Source organism: Microcoleus sp. B3-A4, assembly GCF_036705385.1.
GTDB lineage: Bacteria > Cyanobacteriota > Cyanobacteriia > Cyanobacteriales > Microcoleaceae > Microcoleus.
The window spans coordinates 77,903-104,861 of sequence record NZ_JAUBUI010000012.1; the positions used below are offsets into that span (position 1 = coordinate 77,903).

Consider the following 26,959-nt stretch of genomic DNA (forward strand, 5'->3'; position numbering starts at 1 on the left):
AATCATTCCCTGTAAAATTATATGCTACAATTTGCCAAACTTCAAGTTTCTGTAATAAGTAAAGCTAGCGAGCTGATAATAGTGCTAAATGTCCGCGAGATTAATATAAACTAGACAGTAATAGGTTAACAGCGAGCTAAATAATGTCAACAGTCAATCGAACACCGCTTATTAGCGTAATTATACCTGTATATAATGGCGATCGCTACATCGTGCAAGCGGTAGAAAGCGCCCTAAGTCAAACTTTTACTAATTTGGAAATTATAGTTGTAGACGATGGTTCGACAGATCGCACGCAGCAAGTATTGCAACCTTATTTTGACAGAATTCGCTACATTTATCAGGAAAACCAAGGAGTAGGAGTTGCCCGAAATCAGGCTTGTAAGCTAGCCAGAGGAAAGTTTTTAGCGTTTCTAGATGCCGATGACTATTTCTTACCATCCAAGCTAGAGAAACAACTAGCTTGCTTTGACGCTGATCCCGCATTAGACATGGTGCAAACAGGTTGGCTGCTAGTCGATGAAATCGGGCGAGAGATTTCTGCTGTCAAGCCTTGGCAGCACGCACCCGAATTAGATTTAGCCAGCTTTATTATATATAAATGTGTGCGTCCGAGTGCGATGATGCTGCGCCGAAATTGCTGGGAAGATTTGGGTGGTTTCGCTTCTAACTTTCGGCTAGCCGAAGATTTAGATTTTGCCTTGCGTTTGACTTTAAAGGGGTACAAAGCAGTTTGGTTAGAAGAGATTCTTACCTGTTATCGCCAGCACAACTCTAATATCATGTCAAGCGGTTTGCCGCTCATGAAGAATACAGAAATTTTGATGAAAGAATTCTTCAATAGACCGGATTTGCCTGAGTCAATCCGGCAGTTAAAAAACCAGGAACGCTATCAATGCTTAAAGTGGCTGGCCTGGCGGATGTATCGCGACGGCCATCTAACAGAGATGGCTCAGTGTTTGGAAAAGTCATTGCAATATACGCCTTTTTCGCCCACAAGAACAGTCTTGAATTGGCTGGAAAGTTTTCAGATGGCTTCGGAAGAATATGGTGAAAATTTTGACGCTTATTCGCTGAGTAAGTTAGCGGAATGGCAAGAGATAATTCTGATGGTGATGACTAATCCACCCGAATCTCAACAAAGTTCTATTCCCACACCTTCAAAAGCGCGTGAAGCGAAGCTCTCCCGTAGGGAAACGCACATTCTACTCTACAACACCGATGATCCGGGTGTGGGAGGATTAGCGCAGTACAATCATGCCTTACTCTGTAAGTTAGCCCTATTAGGCTATCGAGTCACTTGCTTGCAAACCAAGCATTCTAGCCCCTTGCTTGAGCGAGAACGAGAGTTAGGTATAGAGCATTTGTGGCTGGATTTTAGCAGCCATAAAGATTTACAGCGGGTGTTAAGAAATACTCAGGATGCACAAGAGATTTTTGCGAGTAATAAACCGGATCTAATTATTTTTAGCGATGGTTGGCCATTTTCCAACTTTGCAGCTAAACAGGTAGTTATTCAAATGGGAATACCATACATTATGCTGATCGGGTTAGTTATGCCAGAACACGCAACTTTTGCCTGCGGGGATGTAGTGCCTTATGCACAAGGAGTGCTATACCACTGTCTGCAAGCTAGAGCCGTGATTGTTTTGGCTTACGAACATTTGAATTTATTGTGCCAACATTTCAACTTGCCAAAAGAGCGAGGACAGGTGATTTACTTGGGGCGTTCTCCAGAATATTTTGCACCTCCTAATGGTGCGGCTCGTCAACGCCTGCGACAAGAAATAGAGATTCCTGAAGATGCGATTGTCTGTTTCACATCTGCTCGATTGGCATCGATTAAAGGGCATCGATATCAGATTGAAGCAATCAAGCAGTTGCAGCAGTCTCCTGTGTGGTCTCAACTGTATTTTGTGTGGGCAGGAACGGGTGAGGGAAGCGCTGACAATGTAGAAATAGAATTGAGGGAAACTATTAAAGAGTTAGGGGTGAGTGATCGCGTGAAGGCGATCGGACAGCGCTGGGATATCCTAGATTGGCTGGATGCTAGCGACATATTCGTTTTGACTTCTCTAGCAGAGGCCGCGCCTTCTCTAGCAGTCATCGAAGCGATGGCTAAAGGATTGCCGGTAGTTGCAACGGCTGTGGGCGGCATTCCTGAAGGGCTTGGCGATACGGGGAAATTGTTGCCAGATCCGAATACCGATCCAGAGGGCACCGCGAGGGAATTGGCGAAAACTGTAGAAGCTTGGTCGTTCAATCCAGAATTACGGCATCAAATCGGTCAAGCTTGCAAGCACCGAGCCGAGAAAGTGTTTAAAGAGGAACGGATGTTGGTAGAGTCGATTGAGGCGATCGAAAAAGCTTTACTTTGCGATCGCCAAACCGATTCATTTGTTACTCAAAAAAATGTGCAGAGGTCAATGGCGAAAATAGAAAGCCTAGTCAACTACAGCTCTTTCGTATGGAATGCTTGGCAGGCTTACTGTCAAGAAGATCTAAGCAGAATGCAGAAATCGCTTCAAGAATCTTTGAAGTACACACCTTTTTTGACTACAGAAACGCTCTTAAACTGGGTAGAATATTTTGCTCATTTTTCCTCAACTACAGGGCAAAATTTAGATACATATTCTCTAATTAGTTCGACAGAATGGCAACACTTAGTCGAGGAATTACAAGGTATTGAATATGTATTTTATGCACGATAAAATACCAGATTTACATTTCAAATGATGATGGCTGTCAGCAGTAGAATTGCCTCGACCTTCTGCCTTTCGCCTGACATCCGTTACATCCGTGAATCAGTTGCCGAACCCTTCCTTATCACCGATAAAACTCATGTTAATGGCAAATTCGACACCGCGAGTAAGTGTAATTATTCCAGCATATAATGGCGATCGCTACATCGCGCAAGCGGTAGAAAGCGTCATCAGCCAAACATATAAAAACTTGGAAATTATCGTCGTAGACGACGGCTCAACCGACGACACCCGCCAAGCATTGCACCCTTATTTTGACAAAATTCGCTATGTTTATCAGGAAAACCAAGGAGTAGCTGCCGCCCGCAACCGAGGAATTCAGGAGTCCCGAGGTGAATTAATTGCTTTTTTAGATCAAGATGACTTTTTCTTGTCCGATAAGTTAGCTCGACAAGTTGCGTTATTTGACGCTCAGCCATCACTAGGAATTGTTAATAGTGGCTGGCGAATGGTTAAAGAGCAAGGCGAAAGTATTTTCGATGTAACACCCTGGGAATACTTGCCTCAGCTAGACTTAAAAACCTGGATTGTTTATCTGCCCCTACTTCCCAGTGCCATGATGTTTTCGCGGCAGTGGCTGGAACGAGTCGGTGGCTTTGATTCTCAGTATGATTCAGTAGATGATGCCGACTTAATCTTGCGTTTAGCACTATCTGGCTGCGAAGCTGCTTGGTTGCCTCAAGTGACAGTATGCTACCGCCAGCACGGGCAAAATGTGTCCATCCAGAGAGCGCTAAAACAGGCAAACCTTTGTATTAAATTAAAGCAAGATTTCTTCAGTAGAGCCGACTTGCCACAGGACATCCGCCAATTAGAAAAGCAGGCTTTTTATGAAGCTCTGACATGGATGGCGTGGCAACTTTACTACAGCGGCTATCCGGCAGAAATGACTGAGTATTTGCAAAAATCTTTAGATTATACCCCGTCCTCGCTGACACTAACTATAATAGATTGGGTAAAGCGCCTTACCCCAATTTCTCAAAGCTACGGCTGCCCAATTGATGGCATTGCTCTCAGAAAAATCCCAGAATGGAAACAGTTAATGGCTAGTATCATTACTCCTAAAAAAGTGCGCGTTAGTGTCATCATCCCGGCTTACAACTGCGATCGCTACATTGTGAAATCCGTAGAGAGTGTTCTGGCCCAGACTTATCAAAACTGGGAAATTATCGTCGTAGACGACGGCTCAACTGACAACACTTGCCAAGTTTTGTCACCTTACCTCGATTTAATTCAATACATCTATCAAGATAACCAAGGAGCAGCAATTGCTCGAAATCGTGCTTGTAAGTTAGCACAAGGGGAATTTTTAGCTTTTCTAGATGCTGACGACTTCTTCTTACCCGAAAAACTAGAAAAACAAGTAGCTTATTTTGACGCTGATCCCACATTAGATATGGTGCAAACAGGTTGGCAGATAGTTGGCGACAACGACGAAGCGATCTATGGAGTAAAGCCTTGGGAAGAAGAACCAAAATTAGATTTAGAAGCCTTGGTTTTCTACAAATCAGTGCGTCCCAGCGCCATGATGCTGCGGCGAGAGTGGTGGGAACGCTTGGGCGGTTTCGATCATCGCTTCCCCCCAACCGAAGATTTAGATTTTGTGCTACGTTTAGCTTTAAAAGGCTGCAAGTCAGTTTGGTTAAAAGAGATATTAACCTGCTATCGTCAGCACGACAGCAATATCATGTCTAACGGTCCCCAATTAATGAAAAATACCGAAATTTTGATGGATAATTTTTTCGCGCGGCCAGATTTACCTCCGCACATTCACGACTTAAAACGCGCGGAACGTTACAAGTCTTTGGTATGGATAGCATGGCGGATGTACCGCGACGGATATTTGGCCGAAATGGTCGAAAGTCTGGAAAAATCTCTGTATTACACTCGTTTGACAGGTACTGAAACTGTTTTTAATTGGCTGGAAACTTTTAAAGGAGTTTCCGAACAGTACGACTACCACTTTGATGCCTATGCCTTAACCAATTTACAGGAATGGCAAGACATAGTGGCGATCGCAGCGAACAATCCTTATCAGTTTCAATCGGCTCCCAGTTTGACTTCTCGGCAGCCAACAAAGCACGTAGTCCTGTACACAGAAGACTCAGGAGTCGGCGGATTGGCTCAGTTTAACCACTCGCTGATGTGTAAATTAGCTGCCGATGGCTACCGAGTAACCAGCGTTCAAAGTCAAGCTTCTAACCCTTTAATTACCGAACAAAAACAGCTCGGTATCGAACATATTTGGCTAGAGTTCAACACGATGAAAGAGTTTTTGCGAATAGCTTACAATTTGGATGATGCTCAAAAGATTTACGCCCAGGCTCGACCGGATTTAATTATATTTAGTGACGGCTGGCCGATGGCTAACTTTGCAGCCAAACAAGTTGCGATCGAGCAAAATATACCGTACATAATCAGTCTGGGTTATATCAATCGCAATTATGAAACCTTCGATCGCGGCGATCAAATTCCCTATTTCGATGCAGTTGCCTACCAGTACATGGTAGCCAAAGCCGCCGTAGCAGTTTCCCACGAAAATTTAAACTTGTTCCAAAGTCTATTTAAAGCGCGCCTAGAACGAGGAAAAGTAATCTATTATGGCAGACCAAATAGTTATTTTGAGCCGCCGAATCTTTCCACTCGCCAACGGCTGCGTCAAGAACAAGGAATCCCCGAAAATGCTGTCGTTTGTTTTACGGCGGCTAGGTTGACTCCAATTAAAGGATATCAGTATCAATTGCAGGCGATCGCCCAACTCAAATCTCGTCCTATATGGCCCCAAATTTACTTTGTGTGGGCTGGACCTGGGTCTACCACTCACGATAATCTGGAACCTGAATTAAGAGCAACTGTGAGCAAATTGGGAGTAGAAGAACAGGTTAAATTCTTAGGACAGCGCTGGGATATTGCCGATTGGCTCGACGCTAGCGACATCTTTATTTTATCTTCGGAAGCTGAGGGAATGCCACTAGCAATTATGGAAGCAATGGCGAAAGGATTGCCCGTAATTGCCACAGCAGTCAGCGGGATTCCTGAAGAATTGGGAGACACGGGAAAGTTGCTCCCAGATCCTACAATCGACCCAGCAGGAACAGTAAAAGAGTTGGTACAAACGGTGGAAATATGGGCAGAAAATCCCGACTTGCGCCGACTTGCAGGACAAGCGTGCAAAGCGCGAGCCCAAGAACTATTCAAAGAAGAACGGATGCTTCGGGAATATGAAGAAATAATTGAACAGGCATTTGTAAGTGACGGTGATAGCGACAGTTTCTCTATTAGTCCGAAACTCACAAAGCAGGTACAGCAAGTGGAGAGACTGCTGAAATACTATTATTTAGTGTGGAAAGCTTGGGAGGCTTACGATCGGGGAGATATGTCCGAAATGGTGAATAATTTGCAATCTGCTTGGGCTTGTACACCTTATTTTACCACAGAAACTATCTTTGATTGGGTGAAAAACTTTGGCATTTTTGCTGTAGAAAAAGGGGTTAATTTCGATACCAACGAGCTGATCAACTCCCGCTCGTGGCAACAAGTGATAGAATCAATACAGGGTTTTGAAGTGTTGTCATCCGTTCGTTAAAACTGAGTTCTTGCAGCATTCTTAGGAACGGGCAAGATCCTCATTCCACAAAACATCAACCAAAGAAAAGATATGCAATTTACATTCAAATTCCCACGGATTAATAAACTGCTGCCAATTGGTTTAGCTATTGTCACTTTCCTGTTAATCACATATTTGGGACAGCAACCAACTGTTGCCCAACTTCGCTCGAACGTTACAGTAGATTTTGGACAGCCAGCCACCGGTATAATTTCCATGAGCGGCATCCTGCACGGAATCGATACTAGCCAGCCGCCGGATAGTTCTATCAAACCCTTGCAGCCCAAACTTTGGCGGGCGGGGAGACTCGATATTTACGATCGAGTAATCGCCAGCGGAGCCGAGTTTCAGTTACTAGTCAGCGACTTGTGGGGCTACGGTAGCAATCCCAATGGCTGGCCCTATCAAAACTACCCCGCGTGGGAAGCATTCATTCGACAGTTAGCCCAGCAAAATAAAGGCAAGAAAATTATTTGGGATGTATGGAATGAACCAGATTTAAAAAATCCGTTTTGGAATGGAAGCAGAGAACAATTCTTTGAAACCTACAAAAGAGCTTACAAAATTTTGCGAGAAGAATTAGGACCGTCAGCAATGATTGGCGGGCCGAGCATTACCAACTACAACAAAGAATATCTGACCGCTTTTTTGAATTACTGCAAAGCGAACAAACTGGAAGTAAATTTCCTAGCTTGGCACGAACTAAATGATACAATGATATTATTTGTTGACGACCATGTAATTGACGCTAAACGTAATTTTCAGCAAAGTCCCTCTTACAAGGAACTGAACTTGCAAAAAATTTACGTCAACGAAATTGTCGGGAACTTAGCGCAGTACCAGCCGGGGGAAATCTTAGGTTATTTGTATAACTTAGAGTATGCAAAAGCTGACGGTGCTTGCAGAGCTTGTTGGGATACTAAAGGGCCAAATAAAGTTAGCAATTGCTTTAACAATACGCTGAGTGGGATGGTCACGCCTAATACTTTTGAGCCAAGAGCAGCTTGGTGGGCTTACAAAGCTTATGCTGATGGAGTTAATTCGCGGGTGCGGAGTTGGTCAAATAACAATCGCCTTGTCGCTTTAGCCAGCAAGTCAAATCCTCAAGGTAAAGCACAGATACTTTTAGGTTATTTTGACCCCAATTTTTCCTCAGCAACAACGGTAACATTAAGCCTCGGAAATTTGGAGCAGCTAGGCATTCAAAGAGGTCAGAAAATTACTCTAAAATTAGAAAAAATTCCCAACAATCAAGAAGGAGCCGTGCCACAGCTTGTCACTGTTAAAGAAGAAAGTTTGTCGGTAAGTAGTGGCAGCTTGGCTTATGTTATCCCTAATTTCAATGTCCACGAAGGCTACTTATTGACGGTTAGCAAGTGATATCGTTCTCGGTTGCATCGGAATTATATAGAGGACATGGCAGTGCCGTGTCCCTACAAATATATAGATTTTAGCTAGGATTCTTCAAAGATTTTTGCACAGATTCTAACCACTCTCGGACTGTTTGATTTTCGGATTGTGGGTCGTAGTAACACCCTAATTCATCAAAGATGAATGCTTCTAAATCCGCTGGGGCGATCGGCATTTCTAACAGTTTGCTGAGTTCTTGCGATGCAGCTTCAACACTTGCGGGCGGTTCGCTGCTGCGGTAGTTGTTCACTACATCGCTGGGAGTGTCAGCTTCTAATGGCCAGTCTTGATGAAAGTAGGAACTGAAAAATTGGCTTAAATGAGGAAATTGATTGATCATTGGGGATAAGCTGTGAGGATAAAGTATCCGGGAGGTAATTTGGCGCTGCGCTGGAGGACGATTCTCAGGCGAGATGTCGAAGTTGCTTTCGATGCGCGGCGACGCAGAGTAATGCCAATGATTCTGTTGGCATTGTAGTCGATCGCATAACGGTTGCCTCGACTTTTCACCCAGGAGTCGATCGCACTTTGATTTCTGTTCATTGCTTCTGCAATAGCCGCTTCGGCGACGGAACGATCAGTAAATGAAGATGCGGCAGAAATTCTCGTTTCGCTTGCGAGTCGCTGTGCTAGTTCTGCTTCTGTTTTGCCAACGTGTCTCTCTAAAGTGTGTCCTCCTGCTGATTCGTGAAAGTCTAACCCGCCGCCCGGTATGTTGGGTACAAAAGCTACGGTCGTTTGTGGTAGGGTTGAGATTTTCGGTGCAACAACCGTGGCGTAAACACCAGGTATAGCCGATTGGAATAATATAATTATTGAGGCGATCGCACAGAGGATACCTAAAAACTTTTTTAGGCGATCGAGTTTATTTTTCATTGCTGTTGAATCTATTTCTTATATTTAGTATAGGTATTTGCTGTTCTTTTGTCTATTTCTTAATCGACCCTTAATAAGTTATAAATTGCGCTGTATTCAAATATACTGTCCGCAGTACCCACCCTACTCTTAGTTAGAAATTGCGCGCAGCATTTAAATACATGGTGTGTACGGAACACCCGAGGATTATTCCTAAATACACTGTGCCCACGGATCAGCCTACGATTATTTATAATAATTCGTAATTTTTGTAGTTTACAAAGCTTCACTCACTATGAGAAAATGTTAATAATTCTTTGAAAAAATGCCGGATGATTGATGATAAATTAATTTATCATCTTTAAAAATGTGACAAAATGCAAGTAGTGATCCTAGCTGGCGGTCTCGGTACTCGTCTCAGAGAAGAAACAGAATTTCGTCCCAAACCCTTAGTTGAGGTGGGGGGGCATCCGATTATTTGGCACATCATGAAAATCTATGCACACTACGGTTTCCAAAACTTTATTGTGTGCTTGGGGTATCGCGGCAACATGATTAAAGAATATTTCCTTAATTATGAAGCCATGAACAATGACTTTACTATCTGTCTGGGACGCCAAAATATCATCACTTATCACGAGGAACATCTCGAACAAGATTTTAAAGTGACACTGGCTGAAACTGGTGCATCAAGCATGACAGGAGGCCGGGTCAAACGGATAGAAAAATATATCGATCGCGAGAATTTCATGGTGACATACGGCGATGGAGTAGCTGATGTCGATATTGACGCCTTGATGGATTTTCACAAGTCTCACGGGAAGCTGGCAACTGTCACTACATTTCGCCCGATTTCTCGCTTTGGAATTTTGGAGGTAGACAGCGATAGCCGCGTAGTTCAATTTACTGAAAAACCTCAAATCGACGGCTGGATCAGTGTTGGATATATGATATTTAACCGCCGGGTATTTGAGTATTTGGGGGGAGATGATTGTATTTTAGAACAAGAGCCGATGCAGCGTTTGGCTGCAGACGGACAGTTGATGGCTTACCGTCATGATGGGTTCTTCTTTGCGATGGATACTTTTCGAGAATACAAGTATTTAAACGAACTTTGGGATGAAGGCAAGGCTCCTTGGAAAGTGTGGAAATGAGTTAGTTTGGGAGCGGGCTTTTAGGCTCGCTCCACAATAATTTGAAGAAAAATAAGGCAGATTCTACGTTTATTAAGTACACCCCGCGAGCGACGGAGTAGTAGGGACACGGCAGTGCCGTGTCCCTACCTCTGCTATAAAATAATTATAAAAAATGGATTCCCAAGATATTCTCAACAGCACAGAAACTTACCTACAAAAGTGCGTTGCACCTCACGCGGAAATTATCGACAGCGACTCGGAAGCGCTGAAAACCGCAGTTGCTGAATTGGAAGCTCGATCGCTCTTAGCATTGCGAGTTCCCAAAAAATGGGGTGGTGCCGAAGTTGCACTGGAGATTTTTTACCAATATCAGGAATTGACGGCTCGATATTCCGGCGCTTTGTCTTTCCTGCAAACTCAGCACCACAGCGCAACTGCGATGATTGCCAACAGCGACAATGAAATGCTAAAAAGCAGATACTTGCCCGCGATCGCCCAAAAAGAGCTACGCTTGGGTATTGGGTTTTCGCATTTAAGGCGATCGGGCAATCCGGCAGTCACCGCAACTCCCACAAAAGCGGGCTATTTACTGTCAGGAAAAGTTCCTTGGGTAACAGGTTTTGGCTTATTTCAAAAGTTTATTGTAGCGGCGGTAATTCCTGACGAACGCGCTGTTTTCGGTTTAGTGCCTTTTGCCAATATTGAACGCGAATCGGGTAAAATAGCTTGTAGCGAAATCATGCAGTTAATCGCCATGAACTCCACTAATACTGTGACAGCAACTCTCGATAATTGGTTGCTGCATGAATCGGAAATAATTTCAGTTAAACCTGTCGGCTGGATTTCGGAAAACGACACCAAAAATATACTGAATTTTGTTCCGGGTACTTTTGGCTGTATTCGAGCGGGATTGGATGTAATTGCAGCAGCGGCGGCTGCTAAGAATTCACCTTTTATAATGGCGGCTTGCCAAAAACTAGAGCAAAAGCTCGATCGGCTAAAACAGAATTTCCCACAATCTCAACATAGCTCGAAAGCAGAACAATTAGCGCTGCGAGCTCAAGCCATTGATTTAGCGGTGCGTTGCGGGCACGCTGCGGTTGCAGTTTCTAGCGGTGCTGCTAACGGTGTGGTACACCCAGCCGGGAGAGTTTATCGAGAAGCTTTGGTGTATACTGTTTCCGGGCAAACAAAGGATGTGATGGAAGCAACGCTCGATCGACTAATCGAATTTTAAATTTTAGATTTTAGATTTTATATTGAGTTCCCCGAAGGTCAAAAACTCAACTGTGTTTAATAAATAATAGATATATTTAACCTGATGACAAACAATTTCAACTCAAATAACTTAAAAACGATCGCCTACAGCCAAATTATAGACTTAACCCATGCAATTCATCCCAACATTCCCATCTGGCCAGGAGATCCACCCCCAGAAATTGCCACAGTATCTCAAATAGAAACAGACGGGTATTTCCTGCGAAAATTTTCAATGGGAGAACACAGCGGCACTCACATCAACGCACCCAACAGCTTTTATGCAGGAGGCGCCAGTATTGATAGTTATTCCCCGCAGTCGCTAGTTTCCCCTGCAATTGCGATCGACATCCGAGAGCAAAGTCTTGCCAATCCCGACTACACTTTAACAATTGATGATATATTGACTTGGGAACGCCAGCACAAACTTATAGAACCGGGAAATCTAGTTTTATTGTATACTGGCTGGCAAGAAAAATGGGAGAATCAGGGAGCATTTTTTAACCGAGACGATCGCGGAATTTGCCACTTTCCCGGATTTGGCAAAGCAGCCACTCAATTTTTGCTAGGAGAACGCTCGATAGCGGGAATTGGAACCGACACCCACGGAGTCGATACCGGGCGAGATGAAAGTTTTGCGGTTAACAAATTGGTATTGGAAAAGCAGCGGATAGTCCTGGAAAATCTAGCAAATCTCGACTTGTTACCTGCGGCTGAAATCACTTTAGTTATCGGAATATTGCGCCTTTTGGGAGGTTCCGGTTCGCCCGTGTCGGTGTTAGCTTTTGTTGCTTGAGACGGTAAAGATTACATCTTGCACCATGCTCAAGAACAGGCAAGATGCCTGTTCCCCAAAGAGTGAGTTTTCTTGTGGAACAGGCATCTTGCCTGTTCCTAAATAGGTAATTGAGAATGGTGCAATATTTCAGGTAAAATTAGATAGAGAGAAGTCGAGTAAAAACAATAAGATTAATGACAGAACTGCCCAAGGATCTCAACGAGGCGATCGCCCAATCCCGCATTGCCACCGCCGCTGCCCTCTCGGACGGCAAAACTCTACTGCAAGTCGAATTAGTATTTCCCGAAATCGCCCTGCAAGCACAGTCTATCACCGAACAATTCCTCCCAGAATTTGAGGAAATCTACCCCGGAGTCAAAGTCTTTTTTCCCGACGCCGGTGCGGCAGCCCTCGCGCGCCGCGACTGGGGAGAAACACCGTTTAAAGTCAGTGATTTGGGCAGCAGTCGCAGCCCTGTTGAAGATAAAATAGCACCGGAAGATCAACTTTTCATTTTGATCAATCCAGCAGCCGTAGAAGTTGCCCAAGTCGAAAAAATTTACATAGCTGCGGCCGGTCGCCCAGTAATTCTACTCAACCCGCGCCTGGAAGATGTTGCCACTATAGGTATAGGCTATGCGGGCCGCCAATTGCGCGATCGATTCCTCAGCAAAATTGAATCCTGCTACTACATCAGACCCCTAGACACTGCTGCTTTATTCCGCTGCTACCCCCAATCGTGGCAAGTGTGGCTGGAAACAAACAACGAATACGAACTAATTTCTGAAACCGCCCAAAAACCAGTCGGAGACGATTTAGAGCGGATTTTAGCCAAAGCTCTCGGAACCGACGATCCTGACTCCACCACACCTGCCAAACCTGTAAAAAAGAAAGGTTTTTTGGCAGAACTCCAGACATTCCTCAAAGCTTTGACTCAGTGACAATCGTTAAGGCTCGATCGTATTTTAGGGTGTGTCAGCTAGGATTACTTTCGACTTAATCCGTCGCCTAATCGCTGATGCGCCCTAAAGCGTGAAATAACTCACAGCTTTGCCTCACTAACAGCAGTTGCAGAAGCACAATTAACAGCTTGCCTCTGTTTCTATCAGTAGCTAGGCAAACAGGTACTGGCGAGCTTTACAGAATCTTTATACAAAGCAGTATAATGGGTGACACCCCTCCACCGTAAAAGAGAAGAGGCAAATAGCAGCAAAATCAGATGTTATAAGGTAGAGATGGGGCTTTTGAGTCAGGGAAGCGGATAAACACAATGGAGCATCGGCGCATTGTTATCGGGGACGTACACGGGCATTACGACGGCTTAATGACCCTGCTAGAGGCACTTGCCCCCAGCTCGAACGATCGCGTCTATTTTTTGGGAGACTTAATCGATCGTGGCCCCAAAAGCGCTCAGGTATTAGATTTTGTGCAGCAAAGCCCCTACCAAACTCTGTTGGGCAATCACGAACAACTGATGCTGGAAGCTTTGTCGGGGACGCCGATGGATATGCGAGCGTGGCAATCTTGGCTCTACAGTGGCGGCGATGCGACAGTGGCGAGCTACAGAGATACAGGGATGATGCCGTACAAACACTTAGAGTGGCTGCGATCGCTCCCCACGCACCGGGATTTAGGGGACATCTGGCTAGTTCACGCCGGCGTTGACCCCCATCTGTCGATCGAGGAACAGTCGATCGAACAACTTTGTTGGATTCGCCGGGAATTTCACACCATGTCGAAACCCTATTTTCCCAATAAATTAATTATCACCGGTCACACGATCACTTTTACCTTCCATGGGGTCAGACCGGGCGAATTAGTCAGGGGCGAAGGGTGGTTGGACATTGACACGGGTGCTTATCATCCCAAAAGCGGCTGGCTGACAGGATTTGACCTCAGCTACCGCAGAGTTTATCAAGTAAATGTATTTAACAATCAAGTCCGAATTTTGCCGTTTGACGAAGTTGTCAGGCAATTGAAGCCGCAGCCGATTGCACCCCCGAAACCTGCGATCGATTCTGTTGTTCAACAGCAGTGTTAAATCAAGTTTTCGTTGTAGGGTATGTCAGCTTAAGTCCGAGCTCTTAAATCGAAATTAACTGGGTGCTGACATACCTTAGTAACTGGATTTATTTTTTAACGAACCGCGAAGACGGGAAGATCGCGAAGTAAGAAAAGAGAAGAGAAAATAAGATAGTGCCTGACAGATTTACATTTGCTACGAACCTAAAAGCCTGCGGATTTCTAGCCTGTAATCCTCATTATTCAAACCTTCACCGCTAGCAAGATCCGGATCTATAGCCTGCGAAATAGCAGCAATACGATCGCCAGTAGCCGGGTGAGTGCTCAAAATGCTAGGAGGAGAAGGTTTGTCGAGCAACTTTTTCATAAAATCAACCATCCCAGATTGAGCGTAGCCTGCTCGCCCCATAGTTTGCAATCCCAACTGATCGGCTTCATACTCAGCTTGGCGACTGTGGGGGCGCCGCAAAGCCAATTCCACCCCAATCTGAACCGCCTGAGATCGATCGAGTCCAGTGGCGGAAGCTACACCTGAAGCTATGGCCATTTGACGCATTTGTTTAACCGCGTGGCGAGCATTAATGTGAGCGATTTCGTGGGCGATCACACTTGCTAATTCTGCCTCATTGTCCGCCGCTGCCATCAAGCCTTTATTCACATAAACAAAACCGCCCATAGTTGCAAAAGCATTAATCGTGTCGTCGTCAATGACTTGAAAAGTATAAGGAATATTCGGGCGAGTGCTTTCTTGAGCGAGTCGTTGACCGATGCGGTTGATATATTCTGTAGTGTCCCGATCCCGGTCAATCTTAAACTCGCTGTTCGTTAACTGCTGATTAATTTGTTGGCCAATAGCCACCTCTTGGCGATCGGACATATTCGACAATTGAATAACTTGAATGCCTCGAAAAATCAGTTCGGGCAACGAAAATGCTTGAGTCGGTTCCGGGGAAACCACCCAGATACCCGCAGCCACCATCAGGGACAGAAACAGATAAATCCCCCGGCCACAAGTACGCCGGCAAGTCAACCAAAAACTTTTTAACATGAGTAATAGGTGCCAGAAGTTAGATAAAATTTGAGGAAAAACTCGAAAAGTCACTAAATAGGCAGACGTAATTTGAGGCTGCTTAGTTGCTATTCTAGCTTTTTGTCAATTTTTAACCGCGCCACCAGCTTCTGGGCGATCGACCTGTCGGCCAACCAACCGCCGTCAACTGCCTTCTGGGTTAAGTGCCCAAGTCATGCGGATTTTGGGCGATCGTTGTGGTAATATCTTTTAGCTTCAGGACTTACGCATCAATAAAGTATGTCATTGCCAGCGGTAGCTCAGCAATAGCCGCATCTGTTTTTCATCGATGTCTGCGTAAGTCCTGAGCTTGTAAACATACTCCTGTCGCTATCAGTATAATAGGCGATTTATGAAAATTTTGGATTCTCAAGGCCGGCTGTTCGGCAAACTCAGCATCCTAGACGTAGGTGCCGCTCTAATCGTACTGCTAGTTGCAGTCGGAATCTTCTTCTTTCCCGGCACTTCTGGCGGTTCCGTCGCCCAAGTCGGCACCAGTGTCAAACCTGTAGAACTTGATGCAATTGCGATCGGTCTCAAAGGAACAAACGTTCAAGATTTGTTCAAACCAGGCGATAAAATCAATGTGGTGATCCGCAATCAACCCTCCGGTCAGATTACCATCAAATCTGTCAAAACTCTCACCCGAACCCTAGCAGTTCCTCAGCCCAACGGCACTCTGAAAGCTCTCCCCGATCCCAGAGAAGAAGAAGCCTTCAGCAAAAATATGATGTTTACCTTAGAGGGAAAAGGTCAACTTACTGAAAATGGCCCGGTTTTAGGTAATACGAAAGTCAAAATTGGTACTACGCTAGAGCTTGAAGGCAACAAGTACATTTTCAACGCCAGCGTTATCGACGTGCGAGTCAAAGAATAATTAGTAGTCAGTTGTCAGTTGAGAGTTGACAGTTGTCAGTGGTTATTGGTGTCAAATTCAGACTAAAATTCATGATAAATCTCGCTTCTAGCAGAGTCTAGATCCCACCTAGCCCCCCTTAAGAAAGGGGGGGACAAGATTATTGTCAAAGTCCCCCTTATTAAGGGGGATTTAGGGGGATCTAGACTTGGATATAAACGAGAGATACAGCGGTCTTTAGGATTAAGTTGACATTTATGGGTAGTAGGGAATTAATCTTCCTTCTTCCCTCGAACCTGAAACCTCTATCCGTGACATCCGTTTGCATCCGTTAAAAAATCCGTTGCCGAACTTCTTCACCCTTCGGAAAGCAATTTTAAGTATTGCCGAATTAAGCCAATCGTGACAGCGGGAATTTCTAACTGCGGAGTCAAACCTACGTTTTCCAAAGGTTGAAAAACTTTGATTGCTTCGGGGTTGAGGTTGGCCAACCGCTGGCCGATATCGGGCCCGGTAAACTGCGATTTTTCTCCCCAAATAATCGCTGTCGGCGTTGTTAGCTGAGTGATGTACAGCGACAAATCAAAGCACAAATCTCCCCGCACAAAAGACAGGGCGGCATATTCTGCATTTGGTTCCAAAGCAGATGCGAGGTAAGCATCAACAATTTCTTGATAAACGCGGCGGGAATCGGCAAATTGGCGCTGTTCTAGGAAGTTACGGATGCCGCCGTCTGTGGCGATGCCGGTACTGTAGAGCAATTTGTCTAAAATCGGCGTACCCACTAGCTTAGCGAAGAAACTGGTGCCGTAATCTTGTCCGAAGTCCGACAAACCGCTGGGTATGGTCAAAATCAGGGATTTAAAGAGATCCGGCCGTGCGATCGCCGCTCGAATAGCGATCGCCCCTGTCAGCGAAGAAGCAATCACATCTGTCGGACTGCCGCAAGTTTTTTCTAGAAATTCAATCAGAGTTGTGATATAATCTTCTACCTGATAATTTCTGGCCGGATGTTCCGATCGCCCCCAACCGATTAAATCAGGTGCTAAAATTCGATATTCTGCCGCAAAAGCCGGATAAACTTTCGACCATTCGTAGGCACTCGACCCGCCACCAAAACCGTGAAAAAATACTAAGTTTGGTTGATTTTCCGAAGTTGAGGTCGGCAACCCCATCCAAGGCATTTTTTCAGCAGTGTAGTAAACCATTCTGCCGAGAGAAGTAACTATTGATCGCTGACCGAAGCCGAGGGGCACAAGCATAAATTAACCTCAATCGCTGTTATATTTTAGATTCTTTTGAGCCGCCCCGTCTTTGTTTAAAAAACTTGCAAAGCTGGTGGCGTTTTTGTAAAGATTGAGTAATGATTTAAATCTATTTTAGTACAGGTGAAGCGTGAAACTACAGACAGCAAGTAAGTTTTGCGATTTGGGCAATTCGCCTGTGTAGTTATCCTTAGCCTTGCAAACTACCGCCGATCGGAGATAATAGCAAAATGATGGGTAAGACCCCTCACCAAAATAGAGTCTGTTCGCCAAGCCGGAAAGCAGACGCTCGGAAAGCAGGAGTATTGGAACTCGCTTTCAGGCAGGAGGCAGGTTCGCCGACGCTCGCCAATCACAAATCATTAATCACGATATTTTGCGGAGCAGTGGCTTTTGAGGTCGAAAGTCTTTGTTGGAGAGCGGGCGATGGGGTTTCGATTCCTAATTGCAGGTTTGGCAATCACGGGCCTCGCCGTTATCAATTCCAAAAAACAAGAAACAACTAATCTCAGGGAGGTCTACTAAAATGCAACTGCTGAGGAAACGCGATCGCGAGGGTTTTATGGTTGATGCGAAAAGTCTTCAATCTGACGGGTTTGCAGAATTTGATACAGCCTATCGAAGCATGGACTTAAACGGCAAAAAGTCTGTTGTTGCCATTCCAGAACGCTCAGGCGCAGGCTCAGAGGTGCGATCGCGCGCCACCGTACCGGCGATCGTCCGCGTAGCTTTAGAAGACTTGAAATGCTTTGAAGTAGTAGAACACCAGTTTGCACATTGGGGGGTGACTTTTAGCAATGCCGTCGCCATCCAACCTTCAAACCCAGCATTTTTCACGGGTTCTGGGGCAACAGTGTTAATGGGAGCCCCCAAAAGCGGACTGATAGAAGTAAGTTTTAAGTATCCAGTTCGCAGCGTGTCAGGACTGGTCACCAGTTCGCGACGAACTGTTTTATCTGCTTGTGACATTGACGGCAACGCAATTGTTCAGGATGAAATGCCGGCGCCCAATCTGGTCGGGTCTAATTCTCCGATCGCCCCTAGGGCTCCCTTGCGCGTAAAAGCTCCGAATATTCATAAAATTACTTTTTACGCTTTTGACGGTCAGCTAATAGTCGATGACTTGATTTTTGGATTTTAGAGCAAAGCCATAAGTAGCGTCCCAAGTCTGCAAACCTTCGAGAAGGGCATTGCGGACTACAGCTTCTGGTTCCCGACTCAGCATCAGGCGAAAGCACTCGGCAGCGCGGGAACGGGCGATCGAACTTTTGACAGAGCTCACAGGACCAAACCCACCCCGATTCACCAAATCGGTCATTTGCCGCACTGCAATTAAACGCTTCACGGGGTCAGCATCAGTCAAATCCGCCAAGATGCGATCGAGCGCCACTTCATCTTTTGCGGCCCTCCGACTCAACCCTTGCCGCAGCAACAGCCCTGCAATCGCGAACGTGCCCAAATTCTGCAAAATCACGCTCAAAGCCATCCAGTGGCTCTCGGAGTCCGCCCAAATCGCCAAACTCATGTAAGCGCCCAAGGTAGCAATGCCGCCCGTACCCACCGCTAAAACAAATCGGCGGTTCGGGCCCTCCCAAAATTGCTCGCCTTTTGCTCGCAGCAATTGCCAGTCCCACGACTGCCCTCGGTAAACCAGCATCATCGCTGCTATCCCCAGGCCTGTGGAAAACAGTAACTCACTGTTCCACCACCCCCAAACTGCTGCCAGGGTGACAACTGCCAGCCAACCTTTCGATCGAGTCAAACTCTCTAGCAGCCACTTGAGAAACGCAGTAGAAACCACAGGCGAGCGGGCCGGCTCGCTCTTGTCATCTGCCCTCCGGCGCATTGTTTCGGCAGTCCGGCCTGTGGCTGTTGGGGTTCCCGGCGGGCGACCGTCCGAACTAAATTCCCTCAAAGCTTGGCCATCAGTCATTTCTAAGGACAATTCGCTCAAGGGGAGCGATTCGAGTTGCAAAGTGCGATCGGACACTTTCACAGGCGATCGATTCAGCTTGGTGGTAGTTTTTTTAACTTGATTCATACTGACTTTTTTGAAAAATAACTTAAATTTATCCAGGCGTTTTTAGCACTGATTTAGATTCTCGGCCAACAAGAGTCTAAGACTCTATGATACCGGAAATTTAAACCCGTGGCGAGTACCGCAACGGCTCCGAATTCCGAGAAATCATTACCAAAAATAGGGCTATTGAAAATTTTTGAGAAAAGCACCACAGGTTAACAGCAAATATTTTTGCATCACTCTTGAGACTGAATGTCGATCGGAGTTGGCATGATGGCAAAAAACCGAAATTTTTTAATTTCAGAAAATAGGGGAATTTTAAGTGATTCAATTCCTCCGCCAAGAAATGCACGACGAAAATTTAGCCTTTTCCCCCAGGCCCGGGTTCTCGCTGCTACCCCGGTGTCAGATGAGGCTGGGTTCAGCTTGACCGCTAGCGGGAGGAACCGCAGCCTCTGGGCGGGCCGAGAATCCAGACAGTATTGGTTGATAATTAATAGCAGAAGCCTTCTTAAACTGCTAAGATTTTGGAATTAATGGGAGTTGAGTTAATTCAACCGGGTTCTGGTAAAAAGGAGTCCCTGATGCTCATGGGCAGGGGTTAAATGGCGGGAGCATCTCAAGTCGGGTAAATTAACCGTCATTATTGTAGAGGCGCCTTTACGCCCGATCGGCAAGATCGGCCAGATATCCGGGTAAAACAGCCCCGCCACCTGCATATTATGGTCGCTCAACCCGACTAGATAGCAGGAATGCCCTCATCCGGGTTCAAACCCGTAAAGCAGTAAGGCCAGCAACCGACCGCGCGATCGTGTTCGGCAAGTGCGGAGGCTGGAAAAACAGCGGCTTTTGACCAAACTCATACAGAACTGCGGCCCCAAAGTGTGTCTGCGAAGGTTAGGCTAGTGGAGAGAGGAAAAGAATAGTTACGATCGAGACTTGATGAGTCTACCTCGTAATTTATTGCTCAGTTGTCAAGCCCAACAGTTTTGCATTCTCGCGATGAGCGAGACTCTGGGCACTTCCAACAAGTGGGGAACTCGACCGTCAAAGAACTTGGGTTTGATGGTAAAGCCCTGACTAATATGTAAACACCTTACCGATAACTCGCCGGAACAATCTTGCAAGAAAACCCATGTCTAGTATGCAAAACCAATTCACGGTTCACTTCTGGGGCGTTAGAGGTAGCATAGCGTCTCCCGGGGCAGAAACAGTACGTTACGGGGGCAACACGCCCTGTGTAGAAATGCGAGTGGGTGACAGTCGCCTAATTTTCGATGGTGGTACTGGATTGCGGGTTTTGGGGCAAACTCTCCTTTCCCAGATGCCCGTAAAAGCTCATATGTTTTTTACTCACTCTCACTGGGATCACATTCAAGGATTCCCATTTTTTGTCCCAGCTTTTATTCCGGGCAATTGTTTTCACATCTATGGGGCTATTGCTCCTAATAAGGCTACTATCCAGCAGCGCCTCCACGACCAGATGCTGCACCCCAATTTTCCGGTGCCCCTGCAAATTATGGGGGCAGACCTGAAATTTAACGATATAGAAGTGGGCCAACCGCTGGAAATCGGAGATATTAAGGTGGAAACAGCTTTGTTGAACCATCCCGGGGAAGCTATAGGCTACCGGGTAAACTGGCGGGGGTATTCGGCTGCTTACGTGACTGATACCGAACATTTTCCCGATCGTTTAGACGAAAATGTGGTGTATTTGGCTCAGGATGCTGACGTGCTGATCTACGACGCTACTTATACCGATGAGGAGTATTATGCGGAGAAGAGCAGCAAGGTCGGCTGGGGACATTCGACTTGGCAGGAAGCGGTGAAGGTGGCAAAGGCTGCTAATGTCAAAAAGTTGGTGATTTTTCACCACGACCCGCTGCACAATGACGAGTTTTTAGACAGGGTGGGAGAACAAGTGGCTCAAAGGTTCCCGAATAGTTTGATGGCGCGGGAAGGTTTGTCGTTACAATTGCTGCCTCCTGATAACGATTTGTCTGAAGCGTCGGTGCAAGCGCCTCAAGTGTCTGTCTGAGGGATTTGAGCTTGTCAGATGGTTCTGAAATCTCGATCTGTGAAATCTGAAATTTAAGTGAGGGCTGACCTCACTCAAGGACGGATACCGTGCCACGTACTCCTGTCGTGGAAAACCAAAAAGTTTAGACTCTTGTTCAAGCTTCCAGATTTATCTGTGGAGTCAATTCTAAAATCTAAAATCTAAAATCTAACATCGACTGGCGATCGCAATCTGGCTAAGTATGTCAAAATTTTAAGCGTGTGGGTAACTTCTTCTTGTACCGCTGCTCTGACTCCAACTTCTGTTGCCTTGGGAAACTTTGATGGTTTGCACCTAGGGCATCGACAAGTCGTGCAGCCAATTTTAAATCGATCGCCTGAGCAAAATTCTGCGACGATTTTTGCGTCGGGGCCAAACTTGCGCTCCAACGCTGGCAGAGATGAAAATTTGGAAAGCGAACCTCCGGCGACCTGCTACAACGACTCAGCAGCACCGCCCGATCGAGCCGGCAGCAGCCATAATTTCGATGGTTTGATAGGCCCCAAGGCAGAGGGCAACAGCCTCTCTGGTCGGGATTCTGATGGGGTCGATCGGCTTTACGGCACTGTGGTGACATTCGATCCGCACCCGCAAGAATTCTTTACGGGTCAACAGAAAAAACTGCTGACGCCTCTGGCAGAAAAGGTAGAATTGCTCGAAGCAATGGGCGTCGAGCAACTGGTGCTGCTGCCGTTCGATCGAGAATTGGCGGCTTTGACTGCTTGTGAGTTTGTCGAGGAAATTTTGGTGCGGCAACTAAAAGCGAGTCGAATTAGTGTGGGGGTTGATTTTCGGTTTGGACGGGGACGCGCTGGAACGGCTGTGGATTTACAGTCGATCGCGTCGGGTTACGGTATTGATGTTGCTCTTGTACCCCTCCACAATTGCGGTGAGGGCGATCGGATCAGCAGTTCTGCAATCCGCGAAGGTCTGGCATCCGGCGACCTCCCAAGAGCGAATCAGTTGCTGGGCCGACCTTACAGTTTGGTGGGGACTGTTGTTGGGGGACAGCGGCTGGGCAGGACGATCGGATTTCCTACTGCTAATATCGAACTGCCGCCGGAAAAATTTTTGCCCCGTTTTGGCGTGTACGCGGTGCGAGTCTCGCTGAAGCATGGATGGGAAAAGATGAAAGAGGAAAGTTCTTCCTATCAGCGGGAAAATCCCAAATCTCTAATTACCGGCGCAGCATCAAATTTATCTTTTGTCAATGGCGTGATGAATGTTGGCTGTCGCCCGACGGTAGACGGGTTGCAACCCACTGTGGAAGTTCACCTGTTAGATTGGTCTGGGGATTTGTACGGTCAAACCTTGAGCGCGAGTTTGGTAGAGTTTTTGCGGCCGGAACAAAAATTCGCTTCTCTGGATGCTCTCAAAACTCAAATTCAGGCAGATTGCGATATTGCTAGAAGCGTATTAACTGCTAAAGTCTAATAATTATGTGATCTAGAACGGGCGATCGGTTTTAAAAATGGTGCAAGATGAGTCAGACTAAATTCTAGTTGTACAAATCCGCAGTCCGCGAGGCAAAGACTCCAGATTTTGGCAATCTTGATATCTTTTCCACAATTAGCAATTAGCAATTAGCAATCAGGGATATGAGACAACATATTGAACGGCTCAAACAAAATCTAGGCAAAACTATGGTCGGCAAAGCGGATGCTATTCGCTTGGTGCTGGTAGCCGTGCTTTCGGGGGGACACGCGCTGCTGGAAGACGTGCCCGGTGTGGGAAAAACGCTGCTGGCGAAGTCTTTGGCGCGATCGATCGATGGGAAGTTTCAGCGGATTCAGTGCACTCCCGATTTGTTGCCGACGGATATCACCGGTACTAATATTTGGAATCCGCGCAGCGGAGAGTTTGAGTTTTTGCCCGGGCCAGTTTTTGCTAATGTTTTGCTGGCTGATGAAATCAATCGGGCGACGCCGCGAACTCAGTCAGCTTTGCTGGAAGTGATGGAAGAAAAGCAGGTGACAGTAGATGGAGTTTCTCGAAATGTTCCGGCGCCGTTTTTTGTGATTGCGACTCAGAACCCGATCGAATATCAAGGCACTTTTCCGCTACCGGAAGCGCAGATGGATCGGTTTACTTTGTCTTTGACTTTGGGCTATCCCGCTGCGGTGGAAGAGTTGCAAATGTTGGAACGGCTTTCTGATAGTTTTGCAGTGGAAGATTTGCAGCCTTGTATTTCTTTGGAACAGGTGCAGGAATTGCGGCGTTTGTGCGCTGCTGTGAAGGTGGAAGGCTCTTTGAAACAGTATATGGTAGATTTGGTGCGATCGACGCGCGAAGATGAGGAGATTACTCTGGGGGTGAGTCCCCGGGGTGCGGTGGCTTTGCACCGGGCGTCCCAGGCTTTGGCATTTATGGAGGGCCGGGATTTTGCTACTGATGATGATGTTAAGTATGTGGCGCCGCACGTACTGTCTCACCGTTTGATTCCGGCGGGGGGAAAGAGGGCTAAGGCAATTGTTGACAAGTTGTTGCGAGAGGTTGCTATTCCTTAAACTGAAGTTCCCCCTGCGGGGAACTTCAGCTTACAGGACATTTGAAAAAAAACGGATTCCTGGAGCAAACATATACTCGCCCCCCGTTGCCATTACCCACCCACCCGGAATTTGCAGGTCAAATTTGTTAGTGCCATTTACCAAAGAAATTTTAGTATTACGTGCAGCACTGATGATCGGATCTACGCCTCCATTATTAGCATGGGGCTTATTTGCATCATTTACCCAGTCATTCATTAAAAACTCGAACTGGTCAACAATTGATGTTTGGAACGCCACAAACAAAAGACCTCTCTCAGCTTGAGGTTTATCTTCTATTTCTGGCCCAAAGGTAATACCGCGTCGAAGAAGTAACTTCTGAAAAGTTCGCTCTTTTGGACCAATATCTGTTGCATCATCCCTCGGGTTTACCTTGCGAATGTGTGCTGCGAAAGGACAGATTAGTCCATTTGGATCGGGTAGGTTAAGCGGATATGGATCGTTGGGTAGCGATACAGTCGTTGCTTCAGTAAAAGTGAAATAGTTCTCACCTAATTCTTGTTCTCCACGATCGAGATTGGGATCGCGCATTACTGGCCATCCAGATGCCCATCGACCGACAAGCAACGCACCAAGTCGTTCTGGAGTGAGGTCTGAATCAAAACCATTTTGACCTAGAGTTTCAGATGCTTCAGCAAGAAAGGTACGAAACCTTTGAACATCTTGGGATAATCTCCGATAAACCAAAAATGAACCATTCACTGCCCAAGCTGGTCCAGAAGGCTCAGAGTTTGGACGGCTCGATTCTGGCTCATCACTCTTTTGTCTCAAATAGCCAAACAAGAAATGACCTGGCCACACTAGGGGACGACCAGGTGCAGCAAATCTACTGCGGTAGATATCGTCAAATGCTGAATCTTCTGGCAATGTTCGTGATTCGATAAAATCGTCTGGTGCAATGGATTTGCGCCCTCTAATTGCTGGATGCGAAATGCCATCCTTGAAACCGAAGTGCTCATGACCAGCCAGTGTCCCGGGTCGTACTCGACCTCGATCGACGTGAATTCGCTGTAGTCCTTGCTGTTGCGCTGAAGTGATGAGTTCCTCTTCAACTCTCACCGCCCAATCAAGATTATCAGTTGCCAAAATGAGAAGTACATCTGGACGACGAGAACCAGCTCCGAAGATCCAAGTTTCTGGTGATCCTGGTTCACCACTACCCCGAGGAGGATCGCCAAGGGAGCTAGATCTCTCCTCAAGTCCTCGTTTGAAAGCTTTATCGTCGAACTTTTCAATATCTGGTACACCGAGCTTCTTAAGTCCTTGTGCTGAAATTGCACAGTTGAGAAACAAGAAGTCAAGATTGTCGGGTTCGTGCCCTAATTTCAGGCGCATCGCCTTCCACATACTGTGAGCAGCAAGAACCTCTCTGGCGGTCCACAGTCGTGGAGCCAGTGACTTGAGCCACAGTCGTGCTGGCTCTGGATCAACAATTTGAAGGAACAAGAAGTGCTGGCTATCCTTCTTAAAGCCTGGCAGGATATTGCCTTGGATGTCGTCGAGATCTAAAACTGGCTCTTCAAGCATTACATCTCTCCGCGTGTTCTATTTGTGTTCATGCGACTAGACATACTACTAAGCGCAGTTACTGCAATTGAAGGAGTTACAGTTACAGGAGTTGGTAATGGAAATGGGGGTGTACCAGTGCAACCGATCGCTCGCGGCAACGGAATTTGTTGCACGTCACTTACCAAAACTCCGACACGCACATCGATACGAGCTGCAATCTGGGCACCAAATTCGATTTGCTCGCCACCAATCTTGATATCTGAAACTGTGTAGCCTTTGCTCTCAGGTACTGAGTACACAGCACGAACAATATAGGATTTGTTCGGATCGGCATCCTGTGATCCTCGTAACACTTTCCAGAATTCATCGGCTGGAGTTGCATCAGGAGTTTCCCAACCCTTCCAATCAACACCACTCATATACAATCCAACTGGGTTCTCAATGGTAATGAAGCGGTTTTCCCTCGAAAACTTATTGATAGCATCTCCAATACGCGGATCGCTCTGACGTGCTTCATCACCATACCGACCACAGCGAATAAGTCCTTGTGCATCTGTAATAGGATTGCCAAGACCATTAACTCGCAAAATACAAGACCGCGACACAATGTTCACCTGGGCGCCAAGCGTGTTGTTCGGTTGCTGCATATGTACAGCAAATTCGTTGTTGTAACTGTTGTACCAGTCGTATTCACCACGGCTGTCAACTAAATCATCAATCGTGATTGATTGATTTCCAGTAATCTCCCGATAGACATCTACTAATAGATCGCGTGATTCCTGTGAAGTATAGAACATGAAATTGTAATATTCTGGAGGCTCACTCGTGAAGATAACTTCTGTAATCTTGTTGTCGGTGTTACGTTTGACAACCCATTCGCAGTATTCATCTTGAATTCGGGTAATAACGGATGGGTCACTCGGGAAACGTTGCCGTTGATCTAGATAGGTAAATTTCTCATCTGTGTTGTTGAATTGCTCATCAAAGCTTGTTGGGAGTGCTGACCAAATAACATTCTTAAGTTCTGAAGAGGACAGAATAGGCATTGATGCTGGATTGTATACGCGCAAATCACTGTCAGAACGTCCCCATCTTTGCAATTCTGTTAGCGCATCACCATAGAGATTGCTTTCATACTGCTCATTGATGAATGAACTCCATAAGTCTTTCAGCCCAGAAACACGCTCAAAATCAGTTAATTTTGCGGTTGGATCGAATACCCACATTTTCAACGCTCCTTTAGATACCTTGAATAAGACAAAAGCTATATGCGGTGAGAATTGTCACATAGCCTCCTGATAAATAGGCTCTGAGTCTCGTGATTTTTCTCTGTTCTTGAGGCTATTCTAAGCAACGCTATACCCGATCGACCAGTCGCATCTTTGAGTGTCACTCATTTGAGGGACAGAAAGAATCGCGCCTCACTCCCCATTCAGCAATTCTCGTCCATCGCCCCCTGCCGTCGCATTCCGAGCACTCCCACTCGCTCATTGGATAATTGCCCTGACGGGGTGACAAGCCAATTAAAAAGCTTAGTAGATCAGGTTTTGAACTGCTCAACCTCAAAAAAGCTTGAAAAACACGATCAAGCCTAACCAGTCATCCAACAACCGATAACGGGTCTAGAATCTTGTCAATGTCGTCAACCAAGAATTTAAGGAAATCATATTGCTTGTGCTTTATTAGTTGGGAACTTCCTCAAATAATGGCTTATTTAGTATCTAAAACTGTGTAAGCTGCTACGCAGCTAAACCGGATAAAATAGCATTGCCTTTATTTTTGATTTTTCGCTCCCATTTGATAACCAT

20 protein-coding genes are annotated in these 26,959 nt (G+C 46.1%); 13 read left to right on the forward strand and 7 right to left on the reverse strand.

Annotated elements, in window-relative coordinates; all coding sequences use genetic code 11:
* Positions 1-143 precede the first annotated feature (143 nt).
* The 3 genes from QUB33_RS08355 to QUB33_RS08365 all read left to right on the forward strand — a co-directional run bounded on the left by QUB33_RS08355 (position 144) and on the right by QUB33_RS08365 (position 7,749).
* Complete coding sequence (locus tag QUB33_RS08355) at positions 144-2,711, forward strand: glycosyltransferase (protein ID WP_333349343.1); 2,568 nt, start codon at positions 144-146, stop codon at positions 2,709-2,711.
* A 130-nt stretch (positions 2,712-2,841) separates the two neighbouring features.
* Positions 2,842-6,348, forward strand: a complete 3,507-nt coding sequence (locus QUB33_RS08360) for a glycosyltransferase (protein ID WP_333349345.1) — start codon at positions 2,842-2,844, stop codon at positions 6,346-6,348.
* Positions 6,349-6,420: 72 nt separating this feature from the next.
* Positions 6,421-7,749 (forward strand): GH39 family glycosyl hydrolase, encoded by a 1,329-nt coding sequence (locus tag QUB33_RS08365; protein WP_333349347.1) that lies wholly within the window; start codon positions 6,421-6,423, stop codon positions 7,747-7,749.
* Between the two features lie 70 nt (positions 7,750-7,819).
* Here QUB33_RS08365 and QUB33_RS08370 read toward each other — a convergent pair whose 3' ends face one another.
* Together QUB33_RS08370 and QUB33_RS08375 are read right to left on the reverse strand one after the other, a co-directional pair.
* Complete coding sequence (locus QUB33_RS08370; protein WP_333349349.1) at positions 7,820-8,119, reverse strand: contact-dependent growth inhibition system immunity protein; 300 nt, start codon at positions 8,117-8,119, stop codon at positions 7,820-7,822.
* The gene (locus QUB33_RS08375; RefSeq protein ID WP_333349351.1) at positions 8,116-8,655 is read right to left on the reverse strand and encodes an RNase A-like domain-containing protein; all 540 of its coding nucleotides are present in this window, start codon (positions 8,653-8,655) and stop codon (positions 8,116-8,118) included. Before QUB33_RS08375 ends, QUB33_RS08370 begins: the two co-directional genes overlap by 4 nt.
* A 356-nt stretch (positions 8,656-9,011) precedes the next feature.
* On the opposite strand from QUB33_RS08375, the gene rfbF reads away from it, so the two are divergent.
* From rfbF to QUB33_RS08400, 5 genes are all read left to right on the forward strand, one after another.
* Positions 9,012-9,788, forward strand: a complete 777-nt coding sequence (rfbF, locus tag QUB33_RS08380; protein ID WP_333349353.1) for a glucose-1-phosphate cytidylyltransferase — start codon at positions 9,012-9,014, stop codon at positions 9,786-9,788.
* Positions 9,789-9,942: 154 nt separating this feature from the next.
* A complete protein-coding gene (locus QUB33_RS08385) occupies positions 9,943-11,007 on the forward strand; it encodes an acyl-CoA dehydrogenase family protein (protein WP_333349355.1) in 1,065 nt (354 codons plus the stop codon).
* Between the two features lie 84 nt (positions 11,008-11,091).
* Positions 11,092-11,823 carry a cyclase family protein gene (locus QUB33_RS08390; protein WP_333349357.1) on the forward strand — a complete coding sequence of 244 codons (732 nt, stop codon included), beginning with the start codon at positions 11,092-11,094 and terminating at the stop codon, positions 11,821-11,823.
* Between the two features lie 176 nt (positions 11,824-11,999).
* Complete coding sequence (locus QUB33_RS08395) at positions 12,000-12,746, forward strand: DUF1995 family protein (protein WP_333349359.1); 747 nt, start codon at positions 12,000-12,002, stop codon at positions 12,744-12,746.
* A 329-nt stretch (positions 12,747-13,075) separates the two neighbouring features.
* Positions 13,076-13,846 carry a metallophosphoesterase family protein gene (locus tag QUB33_RS08400; protein ID WP_333221508.1) on the forward strand — a complete coding sequence of 257 codons (771 nt, stop codon included), beginning with the start codon at positions 13,076-13,078 and terminating at the stop codon, positions 13,844-13,846.
* 177 nt (positions 13,847-14,023) lie between these two features.
* On the opposite strand, the gene QUB33_RS08405 is transcribed toward QUB33_RS08400, so the two are convergent.
* On the reverse strand, positions 14,024-14,875 hold the full coding sequence (locus tag QUB33_RS08405; RefSeq protein ID WP_333349361.1) for a M48 family metallopeptidase: 852 nt from the start codon (positions 14,873-14,875) through the stop codon (positions 14,024-14,026).
* A 373-nt stretch (positions 14,876-15,248) separates the two neighbouring features.
* Between QUB33_RS08405 and QUB33_RS08410 the strand changes: the two genes are divergently transcribed.
* Positions 15,249-15,773: a DUF4330 domain-containing protein gene (locus QUB33_RS08410; RefSeq protein WP_333349363.1), complete on the forward strand. Its 525-nt coding sequence runs from the start codon at positions 15,249-15,251 to the stop codon at positions 15,771-15,773.
* Positions 15,774-16,108: 335 nt separating this feature from the next.
* On the opposite strand, the gene QUB33_RS08415 is transcribed toward QUB33_RS08410, so the two are convergent.
* Positions 16,109-17,014, reverse strand: coding sequence for an alpha/beta fold hydrolase (locus tag QUB33_RS08415; protein ID WP_190732971.1), 906 nt, complete (start codon positions 17,012-17,014; stop codon positions 16,109-16,111).
* A 529-nt stretch (positions 17,015-17,543) separates the two neighbouring features.
* On the opposite strand from QUB33_RS08415, the gene QUB33_RS08420 reads away from it, so the two are divergent.
* A complete protein-coding gene (locus QUB33_RS08420) occupies positions 17,544-18,158 on the forward strand; it encodes a hypothetical protein (RefSeq protein ID WP_333349367.1) in 615 nt (204 codons plus the stop codon).
* Here QUB33_RS08420 and QUB33_RS08425 read toward each other — a convergent pair.
* Positions 18,126-19,058 carry a hypothetical protein gene (locus QUB33_RS08425; RefSeq protein WP_333349369.1) on the reverse strand — a complete coding sequence of 311 codons (933 nt, stop codon included), beginning with the start codon at positions 19,056-19,058 and terminating at the stop codon, positions 18,126-18,128. The two genes, QUB33_RS08420 and QUB33_RS08425, sit on opposite strands and share 33 nt — an antisense overlap.
* 1,114 nt (positions 19,059-20,172) lie before the next feature.
* Between QUB33_RS08425 and QUB33_RS08430 the strand changes: the two genes are divergently transcribed.
* From QUB33_RS08430 to QUB33_RS08440, 3 genes are all read left to right on the forward strand, one after another.
* Complete coding sequence (locus QUB33_RS08430) at positions 20,173-21,075, forward strand: MBL fold metallo-hydrolase (protein WP_333349371.1); 903 nt, start codon at positions 20,173-20,175, stop codon at positions 21,073-21,075.
* Between the two features lie 240 nt (positions 21,076-21,315).
* Positions 21,316-22,530 (forward strand): bifunctional riboflavin kinase/FAD synthetase, encoded by a 1,215-nt coding sequence (locus tag QUB33_RS08435; protein WP_333349373.1) that lies wholly within the window; start codon positions 21,316-21,318, stop codon positions 22,528-22,530.
* 164 nt (positions 22,531-22,694) lie between these two features.
* Entirely contained in the window at positions 22,695-23,603 is a 909-nt protein-coding gene (locus QUB33_RS08440; RefSeq protein ID WP_333349375.1) for a MoxR family ATPase, read from the forward strand.
* 30 nt (positions 23,604-23,633) lie between these two features.
* On the opposite strand, the gene QUB33_RS08445 is transcribed toward QUB33_RS08440, so the two are convergent.
* Positions 23,634-25,169, reverse strand: coding sequence for a Dyp-type peroxidase (locus QUB33_RS08445; RefSeq protein WP_333349378.1), 1,536 nt, complete (start codon positions 25,167-25,169; stop codon positions 23,634-23,636).
* On the reverse strand, positions 25,169-26,377 hold the full coding sequence (locus QUB33_RS08450) for a hypothetical protein (RefSeq protein ID WP_333349380.1): 1,209 nt from the start codon (positions 26,375-26,377) through the stop codon (positions 25,169-25,171). Before QUB33_RS08450 ends, QUB33_RS08445 begins: the two co-directional genes overlap by 1 nt.
* Positions 26,378-26,959: the final 582 nt, after the last annotated feature.

What these genes read in the sequence shown, in the direction of transcription:
- QUB33_RS08450 (WP_333349380.1), bottom strand. Translation starts at nt 26,377, where the DNA reads ATGTGGGTATTCGATCCAACCGCAAAATTAACTGATTTTGAGCGTGTT.
- QUB33_RS08360 (WP_333349345.1), top strand. Translation starts at nt 2,842, where the DNA reads ATGTTAATGGCAAATTCGACACCGCGAGTAAGTGTAATTATTCCAGCA.
- QUB33_RS08415 (WP_190732971.1), bottom strand. Translation starts at nt 17,014, where the DNA reads ATGCTTGTGCCCCTCGGCTTCGGTCAGCGATCAATAGTTACTTCTCTC.
- QUB33_RS08440 (WP_333349375.1), top strand. Translation starts at nt 22,695, where the DNA reads ATGAGACAACATATTGAACGGCTCAAACAAAATCTAGGCAAAACTATG.
- rfbF (WP_333349353.1), top strand. Translation starts at nt 9,012, where the DNA reads ATGCAAGTAGTGATCCTAGCTGGCGGTCTCGGTACTCGTCTCAGAGAA.
- QUB33_RS08430 (WP_333349371.1), top strand. Translation starts at nt 20,173, where the DNA reads ATGTCTAGTATGCAAAACCAATTCACGGTTCACTTCTGGGGCGTTAGA.
- QUB33_RS08365 (WP_333349347.1), top strand. Translation starts at nt 6,421, where the DNA reads ATGCAATTTACATTCAAATTCCCACGGATTAATAAACTGCTGCCAATT.
- QUB33_RS08375 (WP_333349351.1), bottom strand. Translation starts at nt 8,655, where the DNA reads ATGAAAAATAAACTCGATCGCCTAAAAAAGTTTTTAGGTATCCTCTGT.
- QUB33_RS08395 (WP_333349359.1), top strand. Translation starts at nt 12,000, where the DNA reads ATGACAGAACTGCCCAAGGATCTCAACGAGGCGATCGCCCAATCCCGC.
- QUB33_RS08420 (WP_333349367.1), top strand. Translation starts at nt 17,544, where the DNA reads ATGCAACTGCTGAGGAAACGCGATCGCGAGGGTTTTATGGTTGATGCG.
- QUB33_RS08370 (WP_333349349.1), bottom strand. Translation starts at nt 8,119, where the DNA reads ATGATCAATCAATTTCCTCATTTAAGCCAATTTTTCAGTTCCTACTTT.
- QUB33_RS08425 (WP_333349369.1), bottom strand. Translation starts at nt 19,058, where the DNA reads ATGAATCAAGTTAAAAAAACTACCACCAAGCTGAATCGATCGCCTGTG.
- QUB33_RS08390 (WP_333349357.1), top strand. Translation starts at nt 11,092, where the DNA reads ATGACAAACAATTTCAACTCAAATAACTTAAAAACGATCGCCTACAGC.
- QUB33_RS08400 (WP_333221508.1), top strand. Translation starts at nt 13,076, where the DNA reads ATGGAGCATCGGCGCATTGTTATCGGGGACGTACACGGGCATTACGAC.
- QUB33_RS08355 (WP_333349343.1), top strand. Translation starts at nt 144, where the DNA reads ATGTCAACAGTCAATCGAACACCGCTTATTAGCGTAATTATACCTGTA.
- QUB33_RS08410 (WP_333349363.1), top strand. Translation starts at nt 15,249, where the DNA reads ATGAAAATTTTGGATTCTCAAGGCCGGCTGTTCGGCAAACTCAGCATC.
- QUB33_RS08405 (WP_333349361.1), bottom strand. Translation starts at nt 14,875, where the DNA reads ATGTTAAAAAGTTTTTGGTTGACTTGCCGGCGTACTTGTGGCCGGGGG.
- QUB33_RS08385 (WP_333349355.1), top strand. Translation starts at nt 9,943, where the DNA reads ATGGATTCCCAAGATATTCTCAACAGCACAGAAACTTACCTACAAAAG.
- QUB33_RS08445 (WP_333349378.1), bottom strand. Translation starts at nt 25,169, where the DNA reads ATGCTTGAAGAGCCAGTTTTAGATCTCGACGACATCCAAGGCAATATC.